23 protein-coding genes are annotated in these 21528 nt (G+C 48.7%); all 23 read left to right on the top strand.

From position 1 onward, the window contains the following. Nucleotide 1: 1 nt before the first annotated feature. Nucleotides 2-2083 carry a type I DNA topoisomerase gene (gene topA, locus ACFSUC_RS00660; RefSeq protein WP_379927456.1) on the top strand — a complete coding sequence of 694 codons (2082 nt, stop codon included), beginning with the start codon at nucleotides 2-4 and terminating at the stop codon, nucleotides 2081-2083. Between the two features lie 30 nt (nucleotides 2084-2113). Further along, the gene (trmFO, locus tag ACFSUC_RS00655; RefSeq protein ID WP_379927455.1) at nucleotides 2114-3448 is read left to right on the top strand and encodes an FADH(2)-oxidizing methylenetetrahydrofolate--tRNA-(uracil(54)-C(5))-methyltransferase TrmFO; all 1335 of its coding nucleotides are present in this window, start codon (nucleotides 2114-2116) and stop codon (nucleotides 3446-3448) included. A gap of 53 nt (nucleotides 3449-3501) precedes the next feature. Then, nucleotides 3502-4422 carry a tyrosine recombinase XerC gene (gene xerC, locus ACFSUC_RS00650; RefSeq protein ID WP_379927454.1) on the top strand — a complete coding sequence of 307 codons (921 nt, stop codon included), beginning with the start codon at nucleotides 3502-3504 and terminating at the stop codon, nucleotides 4420-4422. A 36-nt stretch (nucleotides 4423-4458) separates the two neighbouring features. After that, nucleotides 4459-5025 carry an ATP-dependent protease subunit HslV gene (gene hslV / locus ACFSUC_RS00645; protein ID WP_379927453.1) on the top strand — a complete coding sequence of 189 codons (567 nt, stop codon included), beginning with the start codon at nucleotides 4459-4461 and terminating at the stop codon, nucleotides 5023-5025. A 2-nt stretch (nucleotides 5026-5027) separates the two neighbouring features. Then, nucleotides 5028-6419, top strand: a complete 1392-nt coding sequence (gene hslU / locus ACFSUC_RS00640) for an ATP-dependent protease ATPase subunit HslU (RefSeq protein WP_379927647.1) — start codon at nucleotides 5028-5030, stop codon at nucleotides 6417-6419. A 34-nt stretch (nucleotides 6420-6453) separates the two neighbouring features. Continuing rightward, nucleotides 6454-7233, top strand: coding sequence for a GTP-sensing pleiotropic transcriptional regulator CodY (codY, locus tag ACFSUC_RS00635; RefSeq protein ID WP_379927452.1), 780 nt, complete (start codon nucleotides 6454-6456; stop codon nucleotides 7231-7233). A 366-nt stretch (nucleotides 7234-7599) separates the two neighbouring features. Beyond that, entirely contained in the window at nucleotides 7600-8001 is a 402-nt protein-coding gene (flgB, locus tag ACFSUC_RS00630) for a flagellar basal body rod protein FlgB (protein WP_379927451.1), read from the top strand. A 3-nt stretch (nucleotides 8002-8004) separates the two neighbouring features. Continuing rightward, nucleotides 8005-8454, top strand: a complete 450-nt coding sequence (gene flgC, locus ACFSUC_RS00625; protein ID WP_379927450.1) for a flagellar basal body rod protein FlgC — start codon at nucleotides 8005-8007, stop codon at nucleotides 8452-8454. Between the two features lie 19 nt (nucleotides 8455-8473). Beyond that, nucleotides 8474-8779 (top strand): flagellar hook-basal body complex protein FliE, encoded by a 306-nt coding sequence (gene fliE / locus ACFSUC_RS00620; protein WP_379927449.1) that lies wholly within the window; start codon nucleotides 8474-8476, stop codon nucleotides 8777-8779. Nucleotides 8780-8845: 66 nt separating this feature from the next. Next, nucleotides 8846-10435, top strand: coding sequence for a flagellar basal-body MS-ring/collar protein FliF (gene fliF / locus ACFSUC_RS00615; RefSeq protein ID WP_379927448.1), 1590 nt, complete (start codon nucleotides 8846-8848; stop codon nucleotides 10433-10435). A 12-nt stretch (nucleotides 10436-10447) separates the two neighbouring features. Further along, nucleotides 10448-11461, top strand: coding sequence for a flagellar motor switch protein FliG (fliG, locus tag ACFSUC_RS00610; protein ID WP_379927447.1), 1014 nt, complete (start codon nucleotides 10448-10450; stop codon nucleotides 11459-11461). Then, a complete protein-coding gene (locus ACFSUC_RS00605) occupies nucleotides 11454-12329 on the top strand; it encodes a FliH/SctL family protein (RefSeq protein WP_379927446.1) in 876 nt (291 codons plus the stop codon). The genes fliG and ACFSUC_RS00605 overlap by 8 nt, the downstream gene beginning before the upstream one ends. Beyond that, on the top strand, nucleotides 12310-13623 hold the full coding sequence (gene fliI, locus ACFSUC_RS00600) for a flagellar protein export ATPase FliI (RefSeq protein ID WP_379927646.1): 1314 nt from the start codon (nucleotides 12310-12312) through the stop codon (nucleotides 13621-13623). Before ACFSUC_RS00605 ends, fliI begins: the two co-directional genes overlap by 20 nt. A gap of 14 nt (nucleotides 13624-13637) precedes the next feature. Beyond that, nucleotides 13638-14069, top strand: coding sequence for a flagellar export protein FliJ (gene fliJ, locus ACFSUC_RS00595; RefSeq protein WP_379927445.1), 432 nt, complete (start codon nucleotides 13638-13640; stop codon nucleotides 14067-14069). A 29-nt stretch (nucleotides 14070-14098) separates the two neighbouring features. Continuing rightward, complete coding sequence (locus ACFSUC_RS00590) at nucleotides 14099-15001, top strand: MotE family protein (protein WP_379927444.1); 903 nt, start codon at nucleotides 14099-14101, stop codon at nucleotides 14999-15001. 43 nt (nucleotides 15002-15044) lie between these two features. Next, on the top strand, nucleotides 15045-16523 hold the full coding sequence (locus ACFSUC_RS00585; RefSeq protein WP_379927443.1) for a flagellar hook-length control protein FliK: 1479 nt from the start codon (nucleotides 15045-15047) through the stop codon (nucleotides 16521-16523). 34 nt (nucleotides 16524-16557) lie between these two features. After that, the gene (locus ACFSUC_RS00580) at nucleotides 16558-17091 is read left to right on the top strand and encodes a flagellar hook capping FlgD N-terminal domain-containing protein (protein WP_379927442.1); all 534 of its coding nucleotides are present in this window, start codon (nucleotides 16558-16560) and stop codon (nucleotides 17089-17091) included. Further along, nucleotides 17084-17473, top strand: coding sequence for a TIGR02530 family flagellar biosynthesis protein (locus ACFSUC_RS00575; RefSeq protein ID WP_379927441.1), 390 nt, complete (start codon nucleotides 17084-17086; stop codon nucleotides 17471-17473). The genes ACFSUC_RS00580 and ACFSUC_RS00575 overlap by 8 nt, the downstream gene beginning before the upstream one ends. 96 nt (nucleotides 17474-17569) lie before the next feature. Then, the gene (gene flgG / locus ACFSUC_RS00570; RefSeq protein ID WP_379927440.1) at nucleotides 17570-18397 is read left to right on the top strand and encodes a flagellar basal body rod protein FlgG; all 828 of its coding nucleotides are present in this window, start codon (nucleotides 17570-17572) and stop codon (nucleotides 18395-18397) included. Between the two features lie 24 nt (nucleotides 18398-18421). Next, nucleotides 18422-18649 carry a flagellar FlbD family protein gene (locus ACFSUC_RS00565; protein WP_379927439.1) on the top strand — a complete coding sequence of 76 codons (228 nt, stop codon included), beginning with the start codon at nucleotides 18422-18424 and terminating at the stop codon, nucleotides 18647-18649. After that, nucleotides 18646-19110 carry a flagellar basal body-associated FliL family protein gene (locus tag ACFSUC_RS00560; protein WP_379927438.1) on the top strand — a complete coding sequence of 155 codons (465 nt, stop codon included), beginning with the start codon at nucleotides 18646-18648 and terminating at the stop codon, nucleotides 19108-19110. Before ACFSUC_RS00565 ends, ACFSUC_RS00560 begins: the two co-directional genes overlap by 4 nt. 47 nt (nucleotides 19111-19157) lie before the next feature. Then, nucleotides 19158-20156 carry a flagellar motor switch protein FliM gene (fliM, locus tag ACFSUC_RS00555; RefSeq protein WP_379927437.1) on the top strand — a complete coding sequence of 333 codons (999 nt, stop codon included), beginning with the start codon at nucleotides 19158-19160 and terminating at the stop codon, nucleotides 20154-20156. Then, nucleotides 20146-21507 (top strand): flagellar motor switch phosphatase FliY, encoded by a 1362-nt coding sequence (gene fliY, locus ACFSUC_RS00550; RefSeq protein ID WP_379927436.1) that lies wholly within the window; start codon nucleotides 20146-20148, stop codon nucleotides 21505-21507. Before fliM ends, fliY begins: the two co-directional genes overlap by 11 nt. Nucleotides 21508-21528 lie beyond the last annotated feature (21 nt).

Below are 21528 nucleotides of genomic sequence, written 5' to 3'. Positions count from 1 at the left end.
CATGGCGGATTCCTTGGTCATTGTCGAATCACCAGCGAAAGCAAAAACCATCGGAAAATATTTAGGTAAAAAATATATCGTAAAAGCCTCTATGGGGCACGTCCGAGATCTCCCGAAAAGCCAAATCGGAGTTGAGGTAGAGAAGGACTTTGAGCCAAAGTATATTACCATTCGGGGAAAAGGCTCTGTATTGAAAGAATTGAAGGATGCGCGCAAGAAAGTCAAGCATGTCTATCTGGCAGCTGACCCGGATCGTGAAGGGGAGGCGATTGCCTGGCATCTTGCCCATTATTTAGATATTGATGATACGGCTCCCTGTCGAGTCGTCTTTAATGAAATTACGAAACAAGCCGTAAAAGATGCATTTAAAACCCCGAGAAAGATCAATATGGATCTGGTCAATGCGCAGCAGGCCAGACGTATCCTTGATCGGCTGGTCGGATATAAAATCAGTCCGTTGTTGTGGAAGAAAGTCAAGAAAGGCCTTTCCGCAGGTCGGGTACAGTCCGTGGCCGTCAAGATCATTATTGATCGTGAAAATGAGATCGATGCCTTCGTTCCCGAAGAATATTGGTCCATTACCATTCAATTTTCAAACGGCAAGCAAACCTTTGAAGCGAAGTTCTATGGCGTGGGCAAGGAAAAAATGGAGCTGAAAACAGAAGCCGAAGTACAGGATATTTTGGCGAAGCTGAAGAACGCTGCGTTCTCCGTACAGGAAGTGAAAGAAAAGGAGCGTTTCCGGAATCCCGCTGCGCCCTTTACCACGAGTTCCCTTCAGCAGGAAGCAGCGCGCAAGCTGAATTTCCGTGCTGCCAAGACGATGTCAGTGGCACAGCAGCTGTATGAAGGGGTGGATCTGGCGAAAGAAGGAACCGTCGGTCTCATCACCTATATGCGTACTGACTCCACACGTATTTCACCTGTCGCTCAGGAGGAAGCAAAAACCTACATCGCTGAGAAATTCGGGGAGTCATATATTCCGGACCAGCCTCGAACCTATACAAAGAAGGCTTCCGGCAGTCAGGATGCGCATGAAGCGGTTCGACCAACCTCGACCCTTCGTGATCCGGATAGTGTAAAAGCGCATTTGTCCAGAGATCAGTTCCGCTTGTATAAATTGATCTGGGAACGCTTTGTTGCCAGCCAAATGTCTTCCGCAGTGCTCGATACGATGAGCGTAGATATTGTGGCAAATGACGTCAAGTTCAGAGCTAACGGCTCCAAAGTCAAATTCCCCGGCTTCATGAAGGTGTATGTCGAAGGGAACGATGATGGACAGATTGATGAGGAAAACATGCTGCCTCCTCTTTCAGCCGGAGACAAGCTTAAACAGGAAGAGATTGAGCCCAAGCAGCATTTTACCCAGCCGCCACCGAGGTATACGGAGGCTCGTCTGGTTCGAACGCTCGAAGAAAAGGGTATCGGACGACCAAGTACGTATGCGCCTACGCTGGAGACGATTCAGAAACGTGGATATGTGGCGCTGGAAGAGAAGAAGTTCTTCCCGACGGAGCTCGGCGAGCTGGTCCTTCAATTAATGGAGGAGTTTTTCCCGGAAATCCTGAATGTAGAGTTCACCGCGAACATGGAAGATGATCTGGACCATGTGGAGGAAGGAACGGAGGATTGGGTGGAGATATTGAAGGATTTTTATTCTTCCTTCGAGAAGCGCCTTGAAGTCGCGGAAGAAGAAATGAAAGAAATCGAAATCCAAGATGAAGTCTCCGATGAGATTTGTGAAAAATGCGGCAAGCATTTTGTATATAAAATGGGTCGATTCGGCAAGTTTCTGGCCTGTTCCGGTTTTCCGGATTGCCGAAATACGAAGCCAATCGTGAAAGAAGTCGGGGTCGCCTGTCCGAAATGCAAGGAGGGTCAGGTTGTGGAACGCCGAAGCAAGAAAGGAAGAGTCTTCTACGGCTGTGATCGTTACCCCGAGTGCGATTTTGTATCATGGGATAAGCCGGTCGATAAACCTTGTCCGGATTGCGGCAGCCTCATGGTGGAAAAGCGGACGAAAAAACAGCACAATTTGCAATGCACGGAATGTTCGTATAAAGAAAGCATAAATGAAGAGTAGGGGAAGAACCCCGGCAGGAGGTACCATTCATTGTCTAATCATTCAAAAGGTGTGACGGTTATCGGCGCAGGTCTTGCAGGAAGTGAGGCGGCTTGGCAGATTGCCAAAAGAGGCGTACCCGTCACGCTGTATGAAATGCGTCCCGTTCGTCAGACACCAGCTCATCATACCGATCAGTTTGCCGAACTGGTATGCAGCAACTCCCTTCGGTCCAATGCCATCACGAACGCGGTGGGCGTATTGAAGGAAGAAATGAGGAAGTTCGATTCGCTGATTCTGTCGGCGGCAGATAAGCATGCGGTACCAGCTGGTGGCGCCCTCGCAGTCGATCGGGATGGGTTCACAGGGGAAGTGACCCAAACGCTGCGCAACCACCCGCTAATCACGGTCAAAAATGAAGAAATGACAGAGCTGCCAAATGACGGTGTGACACTGGTCGCAACGGGCCCGCTGACCTCGCCGGAATTGTCTGAGCAGCTGCGCAAACTGACGGGTGAGGAGTATTTGTACTTCTATGATGCGGCCGCTCCTATTCTCGAGAAAGATTCCATTGATATGGAGAAGGTATTCCTGGCATCACGGTATGACAAAGGCGATGCCGCTTATCTGAATTGTCCGATGAACGAAGAGGAGTTTGATCGCTTCTATGAAGCTTTGATTACGGCTGAGACCGCTCCGCTCAAAGAATTTGAGAAGGAAGTGTTCTTCGAAGGCTGTATGCCGATTGAAGTCATGGCGAAGCGAGGCAAGCAGACGGTTCTATTTGGCCCGATGAAGCCAGTGGGACTTGTCGATCCCAGAACCGGTGTGATTCCTCATGCCGTCATTCAGCTCAGACAGGATAATGCAGCCGGAACGCTGTACAATATGGTCGGCTTCCAGACACATCTCAAATGGGGAGAGCAGAAGCGAGTCTTTTCCCTGATTCCGGGATTGGAGGAAGCGGAGATCGTACGCTATGGCGTTATGCATCGCAATACCTTTATCAATTCTCCCAAGTTGCTGGAGCAGACTTATCAGTTTAAGCAGAACCCGCAGCTTTTCTTTGCTGGACAAATGACCGGTGTGGAAGGGTATGTGGAATCGGCAGCATCCGGTTTGATCGCTGGTCTGAATGCTTCTCGAACAGTGGTCGGTAAAGAACCGGTTGTACTACCGCGTGAAACCGCCCTGGGAAGCCTCGCGTATTATATTACAACCGCTGAATTCACGAATTTTCAGCCGATGAATGTGAACTTCGGACTGTTCCCGCAGTTGAATGAGCGCATTCGCAACAAGAAGATGAAAAACGAAAAAATCGCGGAACGGTCCATGCAGGCGATCGATCGTTTTCTGGAAACCCTGGAGGAACAGTCTAGCGATTGATCCGCGGCAGACAGATAACAAATGGCTTGAAGTGAGGAATGGAGGAATGACTTGTGACGGAAACCAAAGAGGGATCAGGTTTACACAATGATCACTGGATTGATCAGTTTGTTCACTATTTGCAGGCCGAGAAGCATGCATCCAGTCATACCATCCATCACTATGTGAAGGATATTCTTCACTTTGACCGTTATCTCAGGCAGCGTCGCATCGTGCGATTTGCTGCTGTTTCTTATTTGGACGTACGGAGCTATTTGGCGACATTGCACCAGGAATCTTATGCGAGACGTTCCATTGCTCGTAAGCTGTCCGCCCTGCGTACGTTTTATCGATTCCTTATTCGGGAATCGGTCATTGAACATAGTCCGCTTGAGCTTCTGAAGACACCGAAGCTGGAGAAGAAACTGCCCAAGTTTCTGTATCCCGCAGAGATCGAGTCTTTGCTTAACTTGCCGGATCACCAGGATGCGATCGGACAGCGGGATCGCGCCATTATGGAGTTGCTGTACGCAAGCGGGATGCGGGTCAGTGAATGCCAAGGGCTGAATGTGCAGCATCTTGATTTAAATACGGGCGTGGCCCTTGTTTATGGAAAGGGAGCCAAGGAACGATACGTTCCGATTGGCGATCATGCCGTGGAAGCGCTGCAAACGTATTTGCAGGATGGACGCAAACAGCATTTGAAACAGGCTGAAACAGAGGCTGTATTTCTCAATTACCGAGGAACGAGACTGACAGATCGCAGTATCCGCAGAGTGCTGGATCGCTATGTGGATCGCCTGGCTGAAATCAATCGTGTCAGTCCGCATACGTTTCGACATTCTTTTGCGACGCATTTGCTGGAGGCGGGAGCAGACTTGCGAACCGTCCAGGAACTGCTTGGGCACGTCAATTTATCCACGACCCAAATTTACACACACGTGACGAAAGATCACTTGCAAAGTATATATAATCAGGCCCATCCCCGAGCATAAGGCCGGGACGGGAAAGAAAGGAAGAGCACATACCCTATGGATCAAACGTTTCATGCAACGACGATTTTTGCCATCCGTCATCAAGGAAAGGGCGCCATCTCAGGGGATGGACAGGTCACCTTTTCCAATACGATGGTCATGAAGCAGGCTGCCAAAAAAGTGCGAAGACTGTACAGAGGAAAAGTAGTAGCCGGATTTGCAGGCTCGGTTGCAGATGCCATCACCCTGTTCGAGAAATTTGAAGGCAAGCTGGAGGAGCATCACGGACATTTGCAGCGTGCGGCTGTTGAACTGGCCAAGGATTGGCGTTCTGATCGCGTTCTTCGGAAGCTGGAAGCCATGATGATCGTCATGGATGAAGAACACTTGCTGCTCATTTCCGGAAATGGCGAGATCATTGAACCGGATGACGGAATTCTGGCTATTGGGTCAGGCGGCAGCTTTGCTCTGGCAGCTGGCCGGGCTCTGAAGCAATACGCTGGTCATTTGACCGCAAGGGAGATTGCGGAGGCGGCCTTGAACACAGCTGCGGATATCTGTGTCTATACCAATCATCAAATTATCATTGAGGAAGTCAGTACGAGCGGAGGGGATCAGTCATGAGTATTCAACAGCAAGCTTTGACACCTCGAGAAATTGTGTCGGAATTGGATAAATACATCATTGGTCAAAAAAAGGCGAAGAAATCTGTGGCACTGGCACTACGGAACCGCTATCGCCGCAGTCGACTGGATGAAGAGATGCGGGATGAGATTGTGCCCAAAAATATATTGATGATCGGCCCGACCGGTGTAGGGAAAACGGAGATCGCGCGCAGACTGGCAAAATTAGTGCAGGCTCCATTCGTAAAGCTGGAAGCTACCAAGTTTACCGAAGTTGGCTATGTTGGACGTGATGTCGAGTCGATGGTGCGTGATCTGGTTGAGACGGCGATCCGAATGGTGAAGCTGGAAAAGATGGAGACGGTTCAGGATCAGGCGAAGCGCATGGCAGAGGAACGCATTGTGAAACTGCTTAGTCCTTCCCCTCAAAAATCGAAAGGGATGAAAAATCCGCTTGAAATGCTGTTTGGTCAGCAACAGCAGGAGGAACCGGAAACGGAAGAGCCGATGGATCTGAAGCAGAAACGGGATCAAAGACGCCAACAGTTGGAAATGGGTCAACTGGAGGATGAGGTGATTGAGATTGAAGTGGAGGATCATTCCCCTTCCATGTTTGATCTGTTCGCCGGACAGGGTAATGAACAAATGGGCATGAACATGCAGGAAATGTTCGGCAACATGCTTCCGAAAAAAACGAAAAGACGCAAGCTTCCGGTAAAAGAAGCAAGAAAGGTGTTAATCCAGGAAGAAGCGGCTAAACTGATTGATATGGATGAAGTCATTCAGGAGTCCGTCACCCGAGCTGAACAGAGTGGTATCATTTTCATTGATGAAATAGACAAAATTGCGACCGCAGGCAAAGGCAGCGGACCGGATGTATCCAGAGAGGGCGTTCAGCGGGATATCTTGCCTATTGTAGAAGGGTCTACGGTCATGACCAAGTACGGACCGGTCAAAACCGACTATATCTTGTTTATGGCAGCAGGCGCATTCCATATCTCCAAGCCGTCTGACCTGATTCCGGAGCTGCAGGGTCGCTTTCCGATTCGGGTTGAATTGAGCAGCCTGAAGATGGAAGACTTTATCTGTATTCTGACAGAACCCAAAAATGCGTTGACCAAACAGTACACATCCCTGCTGGAAACGGAAGGCATCCGCATTGAATTTTCTGAGCAAGCGATTCAGGAAATCGCGAGGATTGCCGTCGAAGTGAATCAAAATACGGACAATATTGGCGCCCGCAGGCTGCATACGATTTTGGAAAAGTTGCTGGAAGACTTGTCATTCGAAGCACCGGAGCTGCAACTGGAGCATTTCACGATTACAGCGGAGTACGTAAATGAAAAATTGTCAGGTATCGTCCAAAATCGGGATTTGAGTCAGTATATATTGTAGAAAGAGCGGCACAGATAAGTAGGAGGAAATGTAGATGAATTTGTTATCGAAAACAAGGAGGTTAAATCGACTTCTGCAAAAAGCAGCAGGAAAAGCAGTGAATTTCACTGAAATGGCTGAGGTACTCAGAGACACCATCCTGTCCAACGTCTATGTGATCAGCCGCAGAGGCAAAATCCTGGGCGGTGCAATTGCCGATCCGTTAACCTCGCACGAACTATCACAGCAATTGGGTGAGGAGAGAAGGTTGCTTCCCGCTTATAATGATCTCCTGCTGACCATTCAGGAAACGGTTACGAATCAGGAGATATCTTCCATCGTTTCGGAAGACGAGGCATTTATGAACATGATTGCCGAAAAGCACTTGACGCTGATTCCGATTATCGGTTCCGGAGAACGTCTGGGGACGTTAGTGCTCATTCGCAAGGAGAAGCCATTTGTCGAAGACGATTTAATCCTGGCAGAATACGGTTCCACCATTGTTGGAATGGAAATACTGAGAGAGAAGACAGAAGAATTACAGAAAGAAGCGCGTAATAAAGCAATTGTGCACGTAGCGGTGAACTCCCTCTCTTACAGCGAGACCGAAGCTGTGGAGCATATATTCGAGGAACTGGAAGGAAAGGAAGGGCTGCTCGTCGCCAGTAAAATTGCGGATCGTGCAGGCATCACCCGTTCCGTCATCGTCAATGCGCTGCGCAAGCTGGAGAGTGCAGGCGTAGTAGAAACCAAATCGCTCGGGATGAAAGGCACCTATATTCGCATATTGAACGCGCAGCTTCTCCAGGAGCTGGAGAAAAGCCGCCAGGCCTAATGGCAAACCAGTCATTGTATCTGTAAACCTCTATGTATCCATCATCATCAGCCACAGAATGTCACTGTATCATCAGTGGGAATCTGGGGCTTTTTGCTGTGAAATGCGGGCAAGACGGTCTCGATAGAGGACGGATGGATGGATCAACCAGTATAGGAATGATGTTCTAGGAAGATCTAGGTACATAGGTCGATTTTCATATTGTAAACTAGAATAGAATCCGTCATAGTAGGTTCATACCGTCCAAATCCTCCAAATTCGGACGAAAAACGATTATTTTTTCGAAAATGTCGAATCAAGAAGGAAAAGCTGAGTTGGATGTTGAATACGTGTACAAAGCTGAACTTTACGAGGTAGGTGACACATATGGATCTGCTCAATACGAGGCATCTCTCACTCATCGAATCGACGCTGGATGCTTCCGCGTTAAGACAAAAGGTAATTGCAAATAACATTGCCAATGTGGACACGCCTAACTTCAAGCGCTCAGACGTCAAGTTTGAACAATTGCTGGCCGAACAGATGAACGGCGGTCAGACATTGACAGGCATGCGTACGAACGAGAGACATATTCCGATCGGTAACATCGGCTTGCCTCAGCAGAATGTGGAGGTGGATCAATCGACTGCCTTCAATAACAATGGAAACAATGTGGATATGGATTATGAAATGGCCCTGATGGCCAAAAACCAGCTGCGTTACAATACGCTCGTTCAACAAATGAATCACGATCTGAAAATGATACGAACTGCTATAGGAAGGGGTTAAATAATGAGATTGACGAATGGGTTTGATGCTAGTGCATCTGCATTAACTGCTCAGCGTCTTCGCATGGATATTATTTCTTCCAACATCGCGAATGCCACGACAACTAGAGGGAAAAAGGTCGGGGATACCTGGCTTCCCTATCAGAGAAAGATGGTTGTCATGGAGCCAAGACAATCACAGTTTGCCCAGATGCTGAATCAGGAAATACAGGGAGAGGCGCCGGGCAACGGGGTACGTGTCTCTCGAATTATTGAGGATCAGGCACCGTTCAAAAGCGTCTATGATCCGAGCCATCCCGATGCAGATGAAAACGGCAATGTTTGGCTGCCGAATGTAGACATTGCAAAAGAAATGGTCGATATGATATCCGCTACAAGAGCGTATGAAGCTAATGTGACTGCCTTGAATGCATCCAAGTCGATGATCATGAAGGCACTGGAGATTGGCAGATAGATGAAGGAGGCAACGTGGAATGATCGATAAATTAGGTTCATTACAATATTCGAATGGTATACTCCCGAATCAGGGGGGAGCGGTCAAAATGGGCGGGCAAATGTCTGACGCCTTTGCAGGTGCACTGGAGCAGGCGATCACGAATTTGAACACACAGGAAAACAAGGTAAATGTACTTACCGACCAGTTCGTTCGTGGTGATCTGACCGATGTCCACCAGCTCACAATCGCTGCACAAAAAGCTTCCCTTGGATTGGAACTGGCTGTTCACGTACGGAATAAAGCCGTGGAAGCATATCAGGAGATTATGCGTACACAGCTATAGCATCCTCCGAGTAGAAATATGGAACCATCCATATAAATGGAGAGGGCAGAGACTTAGAGGTGAAAAATGAACGAATCATTAAGCCGGTATTGGGAGAATACCAAGCAGTATTGGATGCAGTTTAGTCGTACACAAAAAATTATGATTATTTCAGTCTTTGCACTGACCGTATTGGCTTTGAGCTTGCTCGTTTACTACTTCTCACGAACCGAATATAAATGGGCCTACTATGATCTGGATGCGACAGACATGGCCGCAGTGACCGATTACCTGGATACCGCCGGGATTCCTTATCAATATGGAGCCGATGGAACGAGCATCGCCGTTCCCAGTTCACAGGTTACAGAGGTAAAGGTGGATGTAGCTGCACAGAATCTCGTGCAAAGCGGTAAGCAGGGTTTTGGTCTGTTTCGGGATAATATTTCCGGTTTTGGTATGACCGACAAGGAATTTGATTTGCTAAGCGTGGATGGTCGTGCGGGCGAAATCGAGAAGCTGCTTAACAGCTATCCCACCGTTTCCCGTTCCCTGGTTCTCCTGTCGATGCCGGAGGATTCGGTATTTGCAGCACCTGGCGAGGCAGACACGGCTTCCGCATCTGTACACGTCATGTTCAAGGAAAATTTCCGTCCAGATCAGAGCATGATCGACAGTATGTACAATCTGGTTCGATCCAGCGTAGGTGTGGATAAATTGCCTACCGAAAATATTACCATCATTGACCAGTCTGGCATTCAGCTGATGCCTTCCAATGTATCCGACGGCGGAGTGGGACAGGCGATGAATGCGATTGAACAGCAGATGCAGATCAAGAAAGACTATGAATCGGGGATCAAAACGAATGTGGAAGCATTCTTGAGACCCATCATCGGTCTGGATCGCGTCGTTGTCAGCGTCGTGTCCAGCATTAACTTTGATCAGCGTAACAGACAGGAGAAACTGTTTGAACCGGTAGACAAAGACCAAATGAAGGGCATTGAGCGCAGTGTTCAGGAAGTACAGAAATCTTTCAGCAGCGAGAATGGGGCCGCACCTTCCGGTGTTCCGGGTACAGGCGGAACCGATGTGCCAGGCTACCAGGAGAGCGACAGCGGAAAGTCCGAATCGGAAGAGGTAAGCAAGACAACCAACTATGAAGTTAATGAGATTACGCAGTCCATTAGTTCAAGTCCATATGTGGTACAGGATCTGACGATCTCGGTTGCGCTTGAACCGACTGAGGAGAAACCGATTACGGAAGCCATGCAGGATCAGATAAAAAACATGCTTTCTACTATTATAGGGACTTCACTGGCCAACAGTGGACAGACCTTTACGCAGGATGAGTTGAACAACCGAGTCACCGTATTCCCGGCTACATTTGAAGGGAGAACGGAAATACCGGCACCATCCCAGACAAGTACATTTTTGTATTATGGTTTGGCTGCTGCAGCACTTGCACTCATTGCATTCGGAGGATTTTTCGTCTTCAGGCGCAGCAAGAAAGAGTCGGCGGAAGAGCCGATTCCAACAACGACACCGTCGATGGAAATTCCATCTATCGATTACGAAAATGCTTCACATGATCAACAGGTTCGCAAACAGTTGGAATCCCTGGCCAAGAAAAAACCAGAGGAATTTGTCAATCTGCTCAGAACCTGGTTAGTGGATGAATAGAGGTGCACGTGAATGTCAAGGACGTACCAGGGATTAACTGGAAGACAAAAGGCTGCTTTGCTATTAATTTCATTGGGGCCTGAGGTATCGGCTGAGATATTCAAACATCTTCGCGATGAAGAGATTGAACAGTTGACCTTGGAAATCGCCAATGTGCGCAAAGTATCCAGTGAAGATAAAGAAACCATCCTAACAGAATTTCATGAGATTTGTCTGGCGCAGGAGTATATTTCACAGGGCGGACTGACTTATGCCAAGGATGTCCTGGAAAAAGCGCTGGGCAGTCAAAAAGCGGTCGATATTTTGAATCGATTGACCGCGACATTGCAGGTTCGTCCGTTCGATTTTGCACGAAAAGCAGATCCGGGACAAATTCTCAACTTTATTCAGAACGAGAACGCCCAGACGATTGCTTTGGTTCTATCTTATCTGACGCCTGATCAGGCGTCTGTGATCTTGTCCTCCCTGTCACAGGAGAAGCAGGCTGAGGTTGCAAAACGTATTGCCGTGATGGACAGTACCTCCCCGGAAGTGATCAACCAGGTGGAGCGGATTCTGGAACAGAAATTGTCCGCAACGGTCACGCAGGATTACACCAATGCAGGTGGCATTGAGTCTATCGTACAGATTCTGAACGGGGTCGATCGCGGAACAGAGCGTACCATTCTCGATTCACTGGAAATTCAGGACCCCGAGCTGGCAGAGGAAATCAAAAAGCGGATGTTCGTATTCGAGGATATTGTCAATCTCGACAATCGTTCCATCCAGCGCATCATCCGCGATGTGGAGAATGCGGATTTGCAGCTTGCACTCAAGGTTTCCAGCGACGATGTACGGGATGTCATTTTCCGCAATATGTCCAAGCGCATGGCGGATACCTTCAAGGAAGAAATGGAATTTATGGGTCCAGTTCGATTGCGAGACGTGGAAGAAGCTCAAACTCGCATCGTAGCCATTATCCGCAAGCTGGAGGAAACTGGAGAGATTATTATCGCACGTGGTGGAGGAGACGATATCATTGTCTAATCTCATTAAATCGACTGCATACTCCCCTGTTGCCGACAAGAAAAAAATTGATCTGACCAGCCTGTCCTTCTCACCGATCCGAGCAGATGCGGAAGTGAAGGTGGAGAAGAAGAAAAGCGTACAAAGCGTGGAAGATTTACCGGAGGATTTGCGTCAGGAAGTGCTGGAATTCCAGCAGCAACTGAAGCAGCAGGCAGAGGAAGCCGCTCAGGAATGGACTCATCAGGCTAGATTGGAGTCCGAGGAAATGAAAGAGCAGGCCAAATTGGACATACAAGACTGGTGGGATCAGCAACGATCCGAAGATGAGAACCTGCGAGAGCAGGCGCGTCAAGAAGGATTTGAGCAAGGCTTTCAGCAAGGAAGCGAAGAAGCGGTTCAGCGCATCCAAGAGGAATACGGACAAGTCATGCAGGAGATTCAGGCTACCTTGCAAACCGCCTATCTTCACAAAGCATCGATCATCCAGGAAGCGCAGCCGTTTCTCATTGATATGAGTACAGCGATTGCAGAAAAGCTCATCCGCAAACAGCTTGAAGCAGATCCAGCCTGGCTCGTTGAAATCATCAAGCCGCTTCTGGCACGCTGCAGAGAACAGGAACTGATCACCATTCACGTATCGCCAGCCTCCTATTCCTTGGTGTATGAGGCGCGGGATGAACTGAAGCAATCTCTCGACAAACCGGCTGAAATCCAGGTAATACCAGAACCTTCGATTGAAGAAGGGGGATGCATGGTTCGTACCTCATTTGGAAGTATGGATGCCAGTATCACTACACAGCTTGAGGAAATAAAAAAAGTGCTCAAACATCTTCCGATGGAAGCACAAGAGGGGCATGAGGCGGATGATGAAACCGTTGAAGGCTGATCCTTATATTCGCAAACTGGCGCGTATGGACCCGATTCGAATGAACGGGAAAGTCATGCAAATTATCGGACTGATGGTCGAGTCACAAGGCCCGGATGCCAATATCGGGGATGTGTGCTATATCTACTCGCAGCGTGCCGGACATGCTCTCCCGGCCGAGGTGGTCGGTTTTCGGGACAATCGTCTGCTGCTCATGCCTCTTGGAGACCTGCAATCGGTAGGCCCCGGCTGTGATGTGGTGAATACAGGCAATGCCCTCACGGTCAAAGTCGGTCATGAATTGCTCGGCAAGGTGCTGAATGGGTTAGGTGAGCCGCTCGATGGCAGCAAGCTGCCTGAGCATATGATGCATTACTCCACGCATAATCAGCCTGGCAATCCTTTGCAGCGTCCGCGCGTACAAGAGCCGATGAGCGTAGGGGTTCGATGTATAGATGGATTATTGACAATCGGAAAAGGCCAGCGGGTCGGCATCTTCGCAGGCTCTGGTGTAGGAAAGAGTACCTTGATGGGCATGATTGCCAGAAATACCTCGGCAGACATTAACGTCATTGCCCTGATCGGGGAGAGAGGCCGGGAAGTGCTGGATTTTATCGAACGAGATCTGGGTCCTGAGGGACTGGCTCGATCGGTCGTAATCGTAGCCACATCTGATCAGCCTGCACTGCTTCGCATGAAGGGAGCACTCATCGCGACGACGATCGCCGAATATTTTCGAGATCGCGGCATGAATGTCATGCTGATGATGGACTCTGTTACCCGATATGCGATGGCGCTTCGTGAAGTGGGGTTGGCTGTAGGGGAGCCTCCGGCAACGAGAGGATATACCCCTTCTGTATTTGCCAATTTGCCCAAGTTGCTGGAGAGAGCGGGTACTTCATCAAAAGGTTCCATTACGGCCTTCTACACTGTATTGGTCGATGGGGATGACATGAACGAGCCGATCTCCGATACGGTAAGAGGCATTCTGGATGGTCATATTGTCCTGAGCAGGGCACTGGCCAATCGGGGTCACTACCCGGCCATCGATGTACTGTCCAGCATTAGCCGGGTGATGAAAGAAATCACCCCTGGCGAACATCAGAAGGCAGCCGAGCAATTGAAAAAATGGCTTTCCGTTTATACGCAATCCGAAGATCTGATTCAAATCGGCGCTTATCAGGCAGGTTCGAATCCGGAGATTGACACCGCCTTGTCCTATATCGAAACAATCCGTTCATTCACCACCCAGCAGGTGGACGATAAAGTGGATTATGAAGAAGCAAGGTCACAGTTGATTCAGCAATTTCTATAAGGGGATGATGGGAATTGAAGTTTCGCTATCCTTACCAAAAAATTGTGGATTTGAAGGAAAATGAGACCCAGCAAGCCCAATGGATGCTCTCAACCTCGTTGCACCAGCTGCAATCAGAGGAGACGTCGCTGGAACAACTCTACATACAGAAAAGACAGGTACAGGAACAGATATTGAGTCATTCCGCTTCAGGTTCTTCCATTTCTGAACTGCAGCGGTTACAGGATTATCTGGCTTTTCTGGAAGTGCGTATTCAGGCACAGTCCGATTCGGTCCAGCATGCCACTGAACGGGTTCATCAACATCAGCGGGAATTGCAGTCCAGAAAAATCAATGAGCAAACCTGGAATAAAGCGAGAGAAAAGGCGTTGTACACCCACATGAAAGAATCAATCAAGAAGGAACAGGCTATACTCGATGATCTCGTTTCAGTTCGAAACGGCTAAGAGAAGCAGGTGGAGGGGAGGGAGATCATGTGGCAGATTTAGAGGTGAAGGAGAAAAGTTCATACGGAGCCTTTGAGCGGTTTCTGTATTTATTTCTCATTCCAATCGTATTTACATCTATCCTGACCGTCGTACTCCTGTCTATGTTTAATTATAATGTAATGAATTCCTTGCTCCGGGTAGCCGACAGCATCCCGCTGGTCAATATGATTGTGCCTGATCCCGCTACGAACGCGGATGAGGAACAACCTGACGGGGTAGACGGAGATCCCGTCACCACAGATGCGGGCCCAGAGCAGCTGGCTATGCAAATTGCGGAGCTGGAAACCAAAATTTCCAATAGCCGTGATGTGATTACAAGGAAAGATAGTGAGATTGAGAAGCTGAGGGAGCAGATCGAGAAGTTACAGGAAGATCTTGCGACCAAGCAGCAGACGGATGAAGAATACCAGACCCGAATTAGCAATCTGGCGCAAGTTTATGCAGATATGACAGCGAGCAAAGCTGCTGCGATAATGGAAAATTTGACCACACCCGAACTGGTGCTGATCCTGAATCAAATGGGTTCTGATGATCAATCCCGGATTCTCGAAAAAATGAATCCGGTCATTGCAGCCGAAGCTTCTATTCAAATGAAGGATGAAGTCACGGCAAAAGATCAGCAAATTGCGGCCTTGCAGGCCAGACTGGATATTCAGGAAGGCGCCCTTACGCCTGAAACCAAGTTTTCCATGGAAGAACTGGGCCAGACCTTTGCCAACATGTCCACGAAGAGCGCTGCGTCCGTTCTGATGGAAATGTATGCCTCAGACCCGAACAAAGTGATCAATATTTTGCGTGTCATGAATGTAGGCAGTCGTTCTGAAATTCTGGATGAGATTGCGGATGAATCGAAAACAACCGCTGCTGAGATTTCCAGAAAACTTAGCTGATCAGGAAAGGTACTGATCATGCGCCATGAAAGGAGGTGAGAAAATGAACGCGATGAATCTACTCGCACTCGCAACTGGAGCCAAACCAGTCACGCCAGGGCAAACCGCCACGACTCAGTCTGGACAAAGTGATGCTGCTCCAATCGGTTTCATGTCGATGTTCCAGCAAGCGATGGGTCAAACGGGTTCGCTCACGGCGATGACCGCGATGTCAACGCAAGCTGTCCTTCCAGGTCTGAGCCTGCCTAACGCCTTGCAGCAGCTTTTGCAGACTGAACTGCATACAGAAGAAGGAACTGCAGAATCGCTCACGGCGCAGGAATCCTGGATGCCACAACTTCAAGCGTTGCTGGAGCAGTTGGAAATGGCAACGAACGGGGAAGAACAGAAAGCAGTGATGGCCGCTATCATCCCTATGCTTCAGCACATGATGCAAAGCATGGAAAAGATGATGGACATGGCAAGCACCGTTGCTCCTGTCACTACGTCCCTGCATGAAAATCTGGCTGGCACTCCTTCATCCATGAACACCATGATGACATCTGAGCTTCAGGCTCTTCAGACGTTACATACCCAATTGAAACAGATCATGGGTCAAGTTGAAGGACATGCGGAACAGATGAAATGGTCTGAGTCCCTCTTGAAGGAAGTGAAGACTTGGTTGGCCGATCTGGAGAAGACAAATCCGATTGTCAGCAAACTGGTAACCACCCCTTGGAGTGATCAGCAGCAACAGGAATGGCTGACTCGCTTGAGCAAGCTGGTAGCCAACATTGCAGCGAATGATCAAGCAGGTAAAGCAGAGGGGAAAGCACCGCAAGGATCTGAAATGTCCAAGGATGCCAAATCTGCCGCCGGTATAGCGACGGGGATTGTGCAGGGAGAACAAACAAAAAACCAGCCTGCACACATTCAACCTACAGCTGAACCCGTGATTCAAACTGAAGTACAGTCTAATCAGGGCAAACCCCTTCAGGTCGCCTTTGCCGACACAATGGTAAAAGCAGCGCCAGCAACCGAGATATCTTCCTCTTCAGCGGAGCAGCAAGCTTCTTCCGCCAAAATGAATGTGAAGGAATTCGCGGATGAGATGATGAAAATGGTGCGCTCCATGCAGTTTCAGCAGCAGCAAGGGATTTCCGAAGCCAAGATTCGATTGATGCCAGAGCATCTCGGCCACGTTGAGGTCAGAATCAGCATGCAAAATGGCATGATGACCGCACAGTTTGTAGCCGATACGATTATGGGCAGAGACGCACTGGAACAGCAGATGGTTCAATTCCGTCATCAGCTGCAGCAGCAAGGCATTCAGGTGGACAAGATCGAAGTCACCCAAAGCAGTCTCTTCGGCAACCTGAATCAGAACCAGCAGCAATTTGCCAGAGAAGGACAGGCTCAGCAACAGGGGACCAAGCTGAAGAAAGGCTCCTATGAAGAAGTGGACGTATTTGATTGGGATGAAACCGTTATCCGCAGCGAATCCACCTCTTATTATGGAAGTACTTTTCAGGCTAAAGCCTGATTGAACGGAGAAAGACAGGCAAAGGAGGTACAACATGTCACCGATTAGCGGAGCACAAGCGATGTGGCCGAACTATACAACAGCGAATATCGAGAAGCTGCGAGAGCCGAAATCCACATTGGGCAAAGATGAGTTTTTGCAGATATTGGTTTCGCAACTTGCAAACCAGGACCCGATGCAGCCTCTCCAAGATCGTGAATTTATCGCTCAAATGGCCCAATTCAGTTCCGTCGAGCAGATTATGAACATGTCGGAGGAACTTGGCAAGCTGAGACAGTCGATGGGAATCAGCTCAGATCTGATCGGCAAGGAAATTAGCTACACCTCGTGGAATCAGAGCGAGATGGCCGAGGAAGTGAAGAGCGGGGTCGTGGAAGGCATCACCATGCGCCAGGGACTGCAATACGCGAATGTCAACGGTCAGGATATACCGCTTGAATCCATTGTGAAGATTGCGTTGTCAGGACTCGGAGACCCGAACAATGAACCAGAGGGCGGATCATCTGGCGAATCTGGCGAGGCAAGCACGGGTGCAACCGAAGGGGAAGGAAGTGGGTCCGTTGGCTGATGGCGTGAAGGTCGGGAGTTTGTACACACAGACGCCCATTCCGATTCGTCCACATCAGCAGCAAGGGAAGGGCGCTTCTACAAGTCTGAATTCCCAAGATTCATTTCAACAGGTACTCAATCAGAAACTGCTCAAGTTTAGCCATCATGCGGAAATGAGACTGGCCCAAAGAGGAATCCGAATCCAGCCTGAACAATGGACGAAACTGGAACAAGCTGTACAGAAAGCGGCGGGAAAAGGCGCTAAGGATACGCTGCTGCTGATGAACAATCTCGCTTTTATTGTCAATGTGAAGAGCAACACCGTCGTGACGGCCATGGATCAGCAATCTTTACAAGACCACGTATTTACTCAGATCGACAGTGCCGTAGTCGTTAGATAGCAGGATAGCAGTACAAGGGCTGGACCGAACAGGAGGCCCGCAACATCCGTTGACCGATTGATACGGATGTAACATGAATCGAGGAGGAAGTACAATATGCTAAGATCTTTGTACTCAGGAATTTCTGGTATGAGAGGTTTCCAAACCAAGCTGGACGTTATCGGGAACAACATTTCCAATGTTAACACGGTCGGATTCAAGGGAAGCAGAGTCATGTTCCAGGATATTTTGTCACAAACCATTTCCGGTGTTTCCGCTCCAACCGATGAAAAAGGGGGCGTCAACGCCAAACAGGTTGGACTTGGCTCTACGATCTCTGCGATTGATACCATTCATTCCGGCGGCAGTGCGATGACGACGGGTATGGTAACTGATTTGAGAATTAACGGAGATGGATTCTTTGTCGTCAGTGCGGACGCAGATGGCGAGAATGCATTCCTTACCCGAGCTGGTAACTTTACTATTGATGCCAACCGCAATCTCGTCAACGCAGACGGTATGTTCGTGCTAGGTGCTGATGGTGCACCGATTCAGCTGGAAGAGGAAGTAACGGCTTTCTCCATCTCTCAGAACGGTCAATTTATCGCCGTGAACGCAGATGGCACCAGTGAAACACTGGATACGCAGATCGGGGTTGCCAAGATTACAAACCCGAGCGGTCTGGAGAAAGTGGGAGGCAGCTTGTACAGATTGACGCCAAATGCCCAGGCGGAAGCGGAGTCTGTCCTTGATATTATCGGTGCACCAGCAGATGCCGAGACCGGCACGGGTTCCATTGTGTCCGGACAATTGGAAATGTCGAATGTTGACTTGACAGGTGAATTCACAGAGATGATTGTGGCACAGAGAGGCTTCCAGGCCAACTCCCGTATTATCACAACCTCTGATGAAATTCTGCAGGAAGTCGTCAATCTGAAACGATAATTGGATGATTAAGGGGGGCACCAGATGATTACAGTCACTCGGTTAAATGGAAGAAAAATGTCGATTAATGCCTTGTTCATTGAGACGGTTGAGGCCACGCCAGACACCATTATTTCGCTGACAACAGGAAATAAATTTATTGTTCTCGAAACCGTTGAAGATGTGGTAAGCTTAATTCGACAATATCTGAGTCAGATTGGACTCGTCGGTGCCTCTGCCTTACGCCATAAAGAGGAGGAGGCCGAGGAATGAAAAAACTTGTTCCCATTCTGATCATTGTGCTTGTATCCATTACACTTATTGCCGTAGCCGCTTTCTCTCTCTATCATTTTATGCTCAAGGATGATTCTGGCAGCAATGGGAATGAGATTGCCATTGAAGAACCTGCCCAATTAACCGCAGAAGAACGCAAGGAATTAACGGTAGAAGTCAATGAAATCATTACGAATTTGTCCAATCTGGATTACATTGTTAAGCTGAATCTCGATCTGATCGTAGAGAATGAGAAAGTGAAAGAGGAACTGGGGTTTCTGACCTCAACCGTAAAATCAATTATCGTGAAAGCACTGGCCGATACAGCGCCTGACGCGATCTCTGGCAGCCAGGGACAGGATGCCTTTAACGCCAGAATGATGAACGAAATTAATGCCATTCTTCAAGAAGGCAAGCTGAAGGAAGTACAAATTACGGATATTATCATTACGCAACAATAACATACGTTCTTGAAAGCGTAAGTCTATGAAGCAAAGGGGGTGTCTGTATGGTAGATGTACTCTCGCAAAATGAAATTGATGCCCTGCTCGCGGCGCTTTCATCTGGCGAAATGAATGCAGAGGAACTGAAAAAGGAAGAAACGGAAAAGAAAATACGCATCTATGACTTTAAGCGTGCGGTGCGATTTTCCAAAGATCACATTCGCAGCTTGACACGCATACATGAAAATTTCGCCCGCTTTCTGACGACTTATTTTTCAGCCCAGTTGCGTACATTTGTGCAGATTAGCGTCGTTCAGGTGGAGCAGCTGCCTTATGATGAGTTTATCCGATCCATTCCTAAAATGACGATACTCAATATATTTGAGGCGGAGCCACTAGAGGGCAGGATGGTTCTGGAGGTCAATCCAAACGTAGCTTTCGCTATGCTGGATCGGCTGCTGGGCGGTTCAGGGACATCCCCTTCCAAAATAAATAACTTGACTGAGATAGAAACAACAGTGATGGAAAGAATTTTCTCGAGGGCGTTTGACAGCCTTCAGGAAGCCTGGAAAACTGTTGTTGATATAAATCCAAGGCTGGAGGCACTGGAGACCAACCCGCAATTTATGCAAATTGTGTCTCCGAATGAAACAATCGCGCTGATTTCACTCAGCACAAAAATTGGTGATACCACCGGCATGATCAACTTGTGTATTCCGCATGTGGTCATCGAGCCGATTATGGCCAAGCTTTCTGTGCACCATTGGTTTGTTTCTCAGAAAAAACAGCGGGGTGAGCGTGACACGTCTGCATTGGTGCAGAACGTCCATCGTGCTCAACTTCCGATTATTGCTGAATTAGGTACATCTGAAATTACCGTGCAGGAACTTCTAAACCTGTCTGTTCATGATGTCATAGCCTTAAATAAGCCAATGAGTACCGGGTTACATATTAAGGTCGGAGAGAAGCTGAAGTTTTTCGGCAATCCTGGGCAGGTGAAGGGAAAAGTAGCCGTACAAATCACGGATATTGTGGAAGAAGGGGAGGAAGAGAATGTCGAATAAGGATTACTTGTCGCAGGAAGAAATCGATGCTCTGCTAAACGCGTCAGCCGTTTCGGATGATCAAGCTGACGGAGACAGTAATTCGGGTTCCGGTTCAGAAAGCGTAACGGTAGATGATTATTTAACTTCCCTCGAGCAAGATGCACTGGGTGAAATCGGGAATATTACATTCGGCAGTGCAGCCACTGCGCTATCTACATTGCTAGGCAAAAAGGTGGATATTACGACTCCCACGGTCACTGTTGTCGAGAAAGACAAACTGGAAGCGGAATTTCCCAAACCGCATGTGGCTGTACATGTCAACTATGTAGACGGCTTCGAGGGAGCCAATCTGCTGGTCATTCAAAAGCGTGATGCACAAGTGATTGCCAACCTCATGCTCGGTGGCGACGGCATGATTACCGAAGAGGATGAGCTGACCGAGATTCATATCAGTGCGGTACAGGAAGCGATGAATCAGATGATGGGTTCATCTGCCACTTCCATGTCTACCATCTTCAATCGCATGGTGAATATTTCTCCGCCAGGCATTGATATTCTGGATTTGACCCAGGGAGAAGGGGAAACCAGACTTCCTGACGAAAAAGTGTATGTTCAAATCTCGTTCCGTCTGAAGATTGAAGATCTGATAGATTCCAATATCATGCAGCTGTTGACTGTGCCATTTGCCAAAAACATGGTTGTCAGCTTGATGGGTGGGGGCGAGGAAGTCCAGGAAGAAGCTGTCGAAGCCGAGGAACCGTCTGTACAGGCAGAACAAAATGTGCCGACACCACCTTCAGCACCTTCACAGCCACCTGCAGCTGCGCAAGCACCACCTGCGCCTGAACAGCCTGCACCGCAGCAGCCAATGGGGACACCGCCACAACCGAATCCATATGGGGGACAGCAGCCACCACAGCAGCCTCCATATATGCAGCCTCCGGCTGCCCAAGGCTATCCGGATATGTATGGGCAACCGGCTCCGGGTCATTATCCACCACCAATGGGTTACCCGCAAGGGGGCGGTATGCCGCAGCAGCCAAATCGCAATGTGAATGTGCAGCCTGTTGAATATGCGCAATTCCAGGGAAGCGGCATGCAGGGCGCATCGTCTAATCTCGATTTGCTGATGGATATCCCGTTGAAGGTAACCGTTGAGCTTGGCCGAACGACCCGACAAATCAAAGATATACTCGATTTGTCCCAGGGATCGATACTTGAGCTCGATAAGCTGGCTGGTGAGCCTGTCGATATACTGGTCAACAACAAATTGGTGGCCAAAGGCGAAGTGGTCGTCATAGACGAGAATTTTGGTGTTCGGGTAACGGACATCGTAAGTCAACTAGATCGCATCAAAAATCTTCAATAGACGCAGTGACAATGGATTAGG

The sequence above is a fragment of the Marinicrinis sediminis genome (assembly GCF_042685085.1).
Lineage (GTDB): Bacteria > Bacillota > Bacilli > Paenibacillales > KCTC-33676 > Marinicrinis > Marinicrinis sediminis.
The sequence above is the reverse complement of the archived record's forward strand: the minus strand, read 5'-3'. Positions and strand labels throughout refer to the sequence as shown.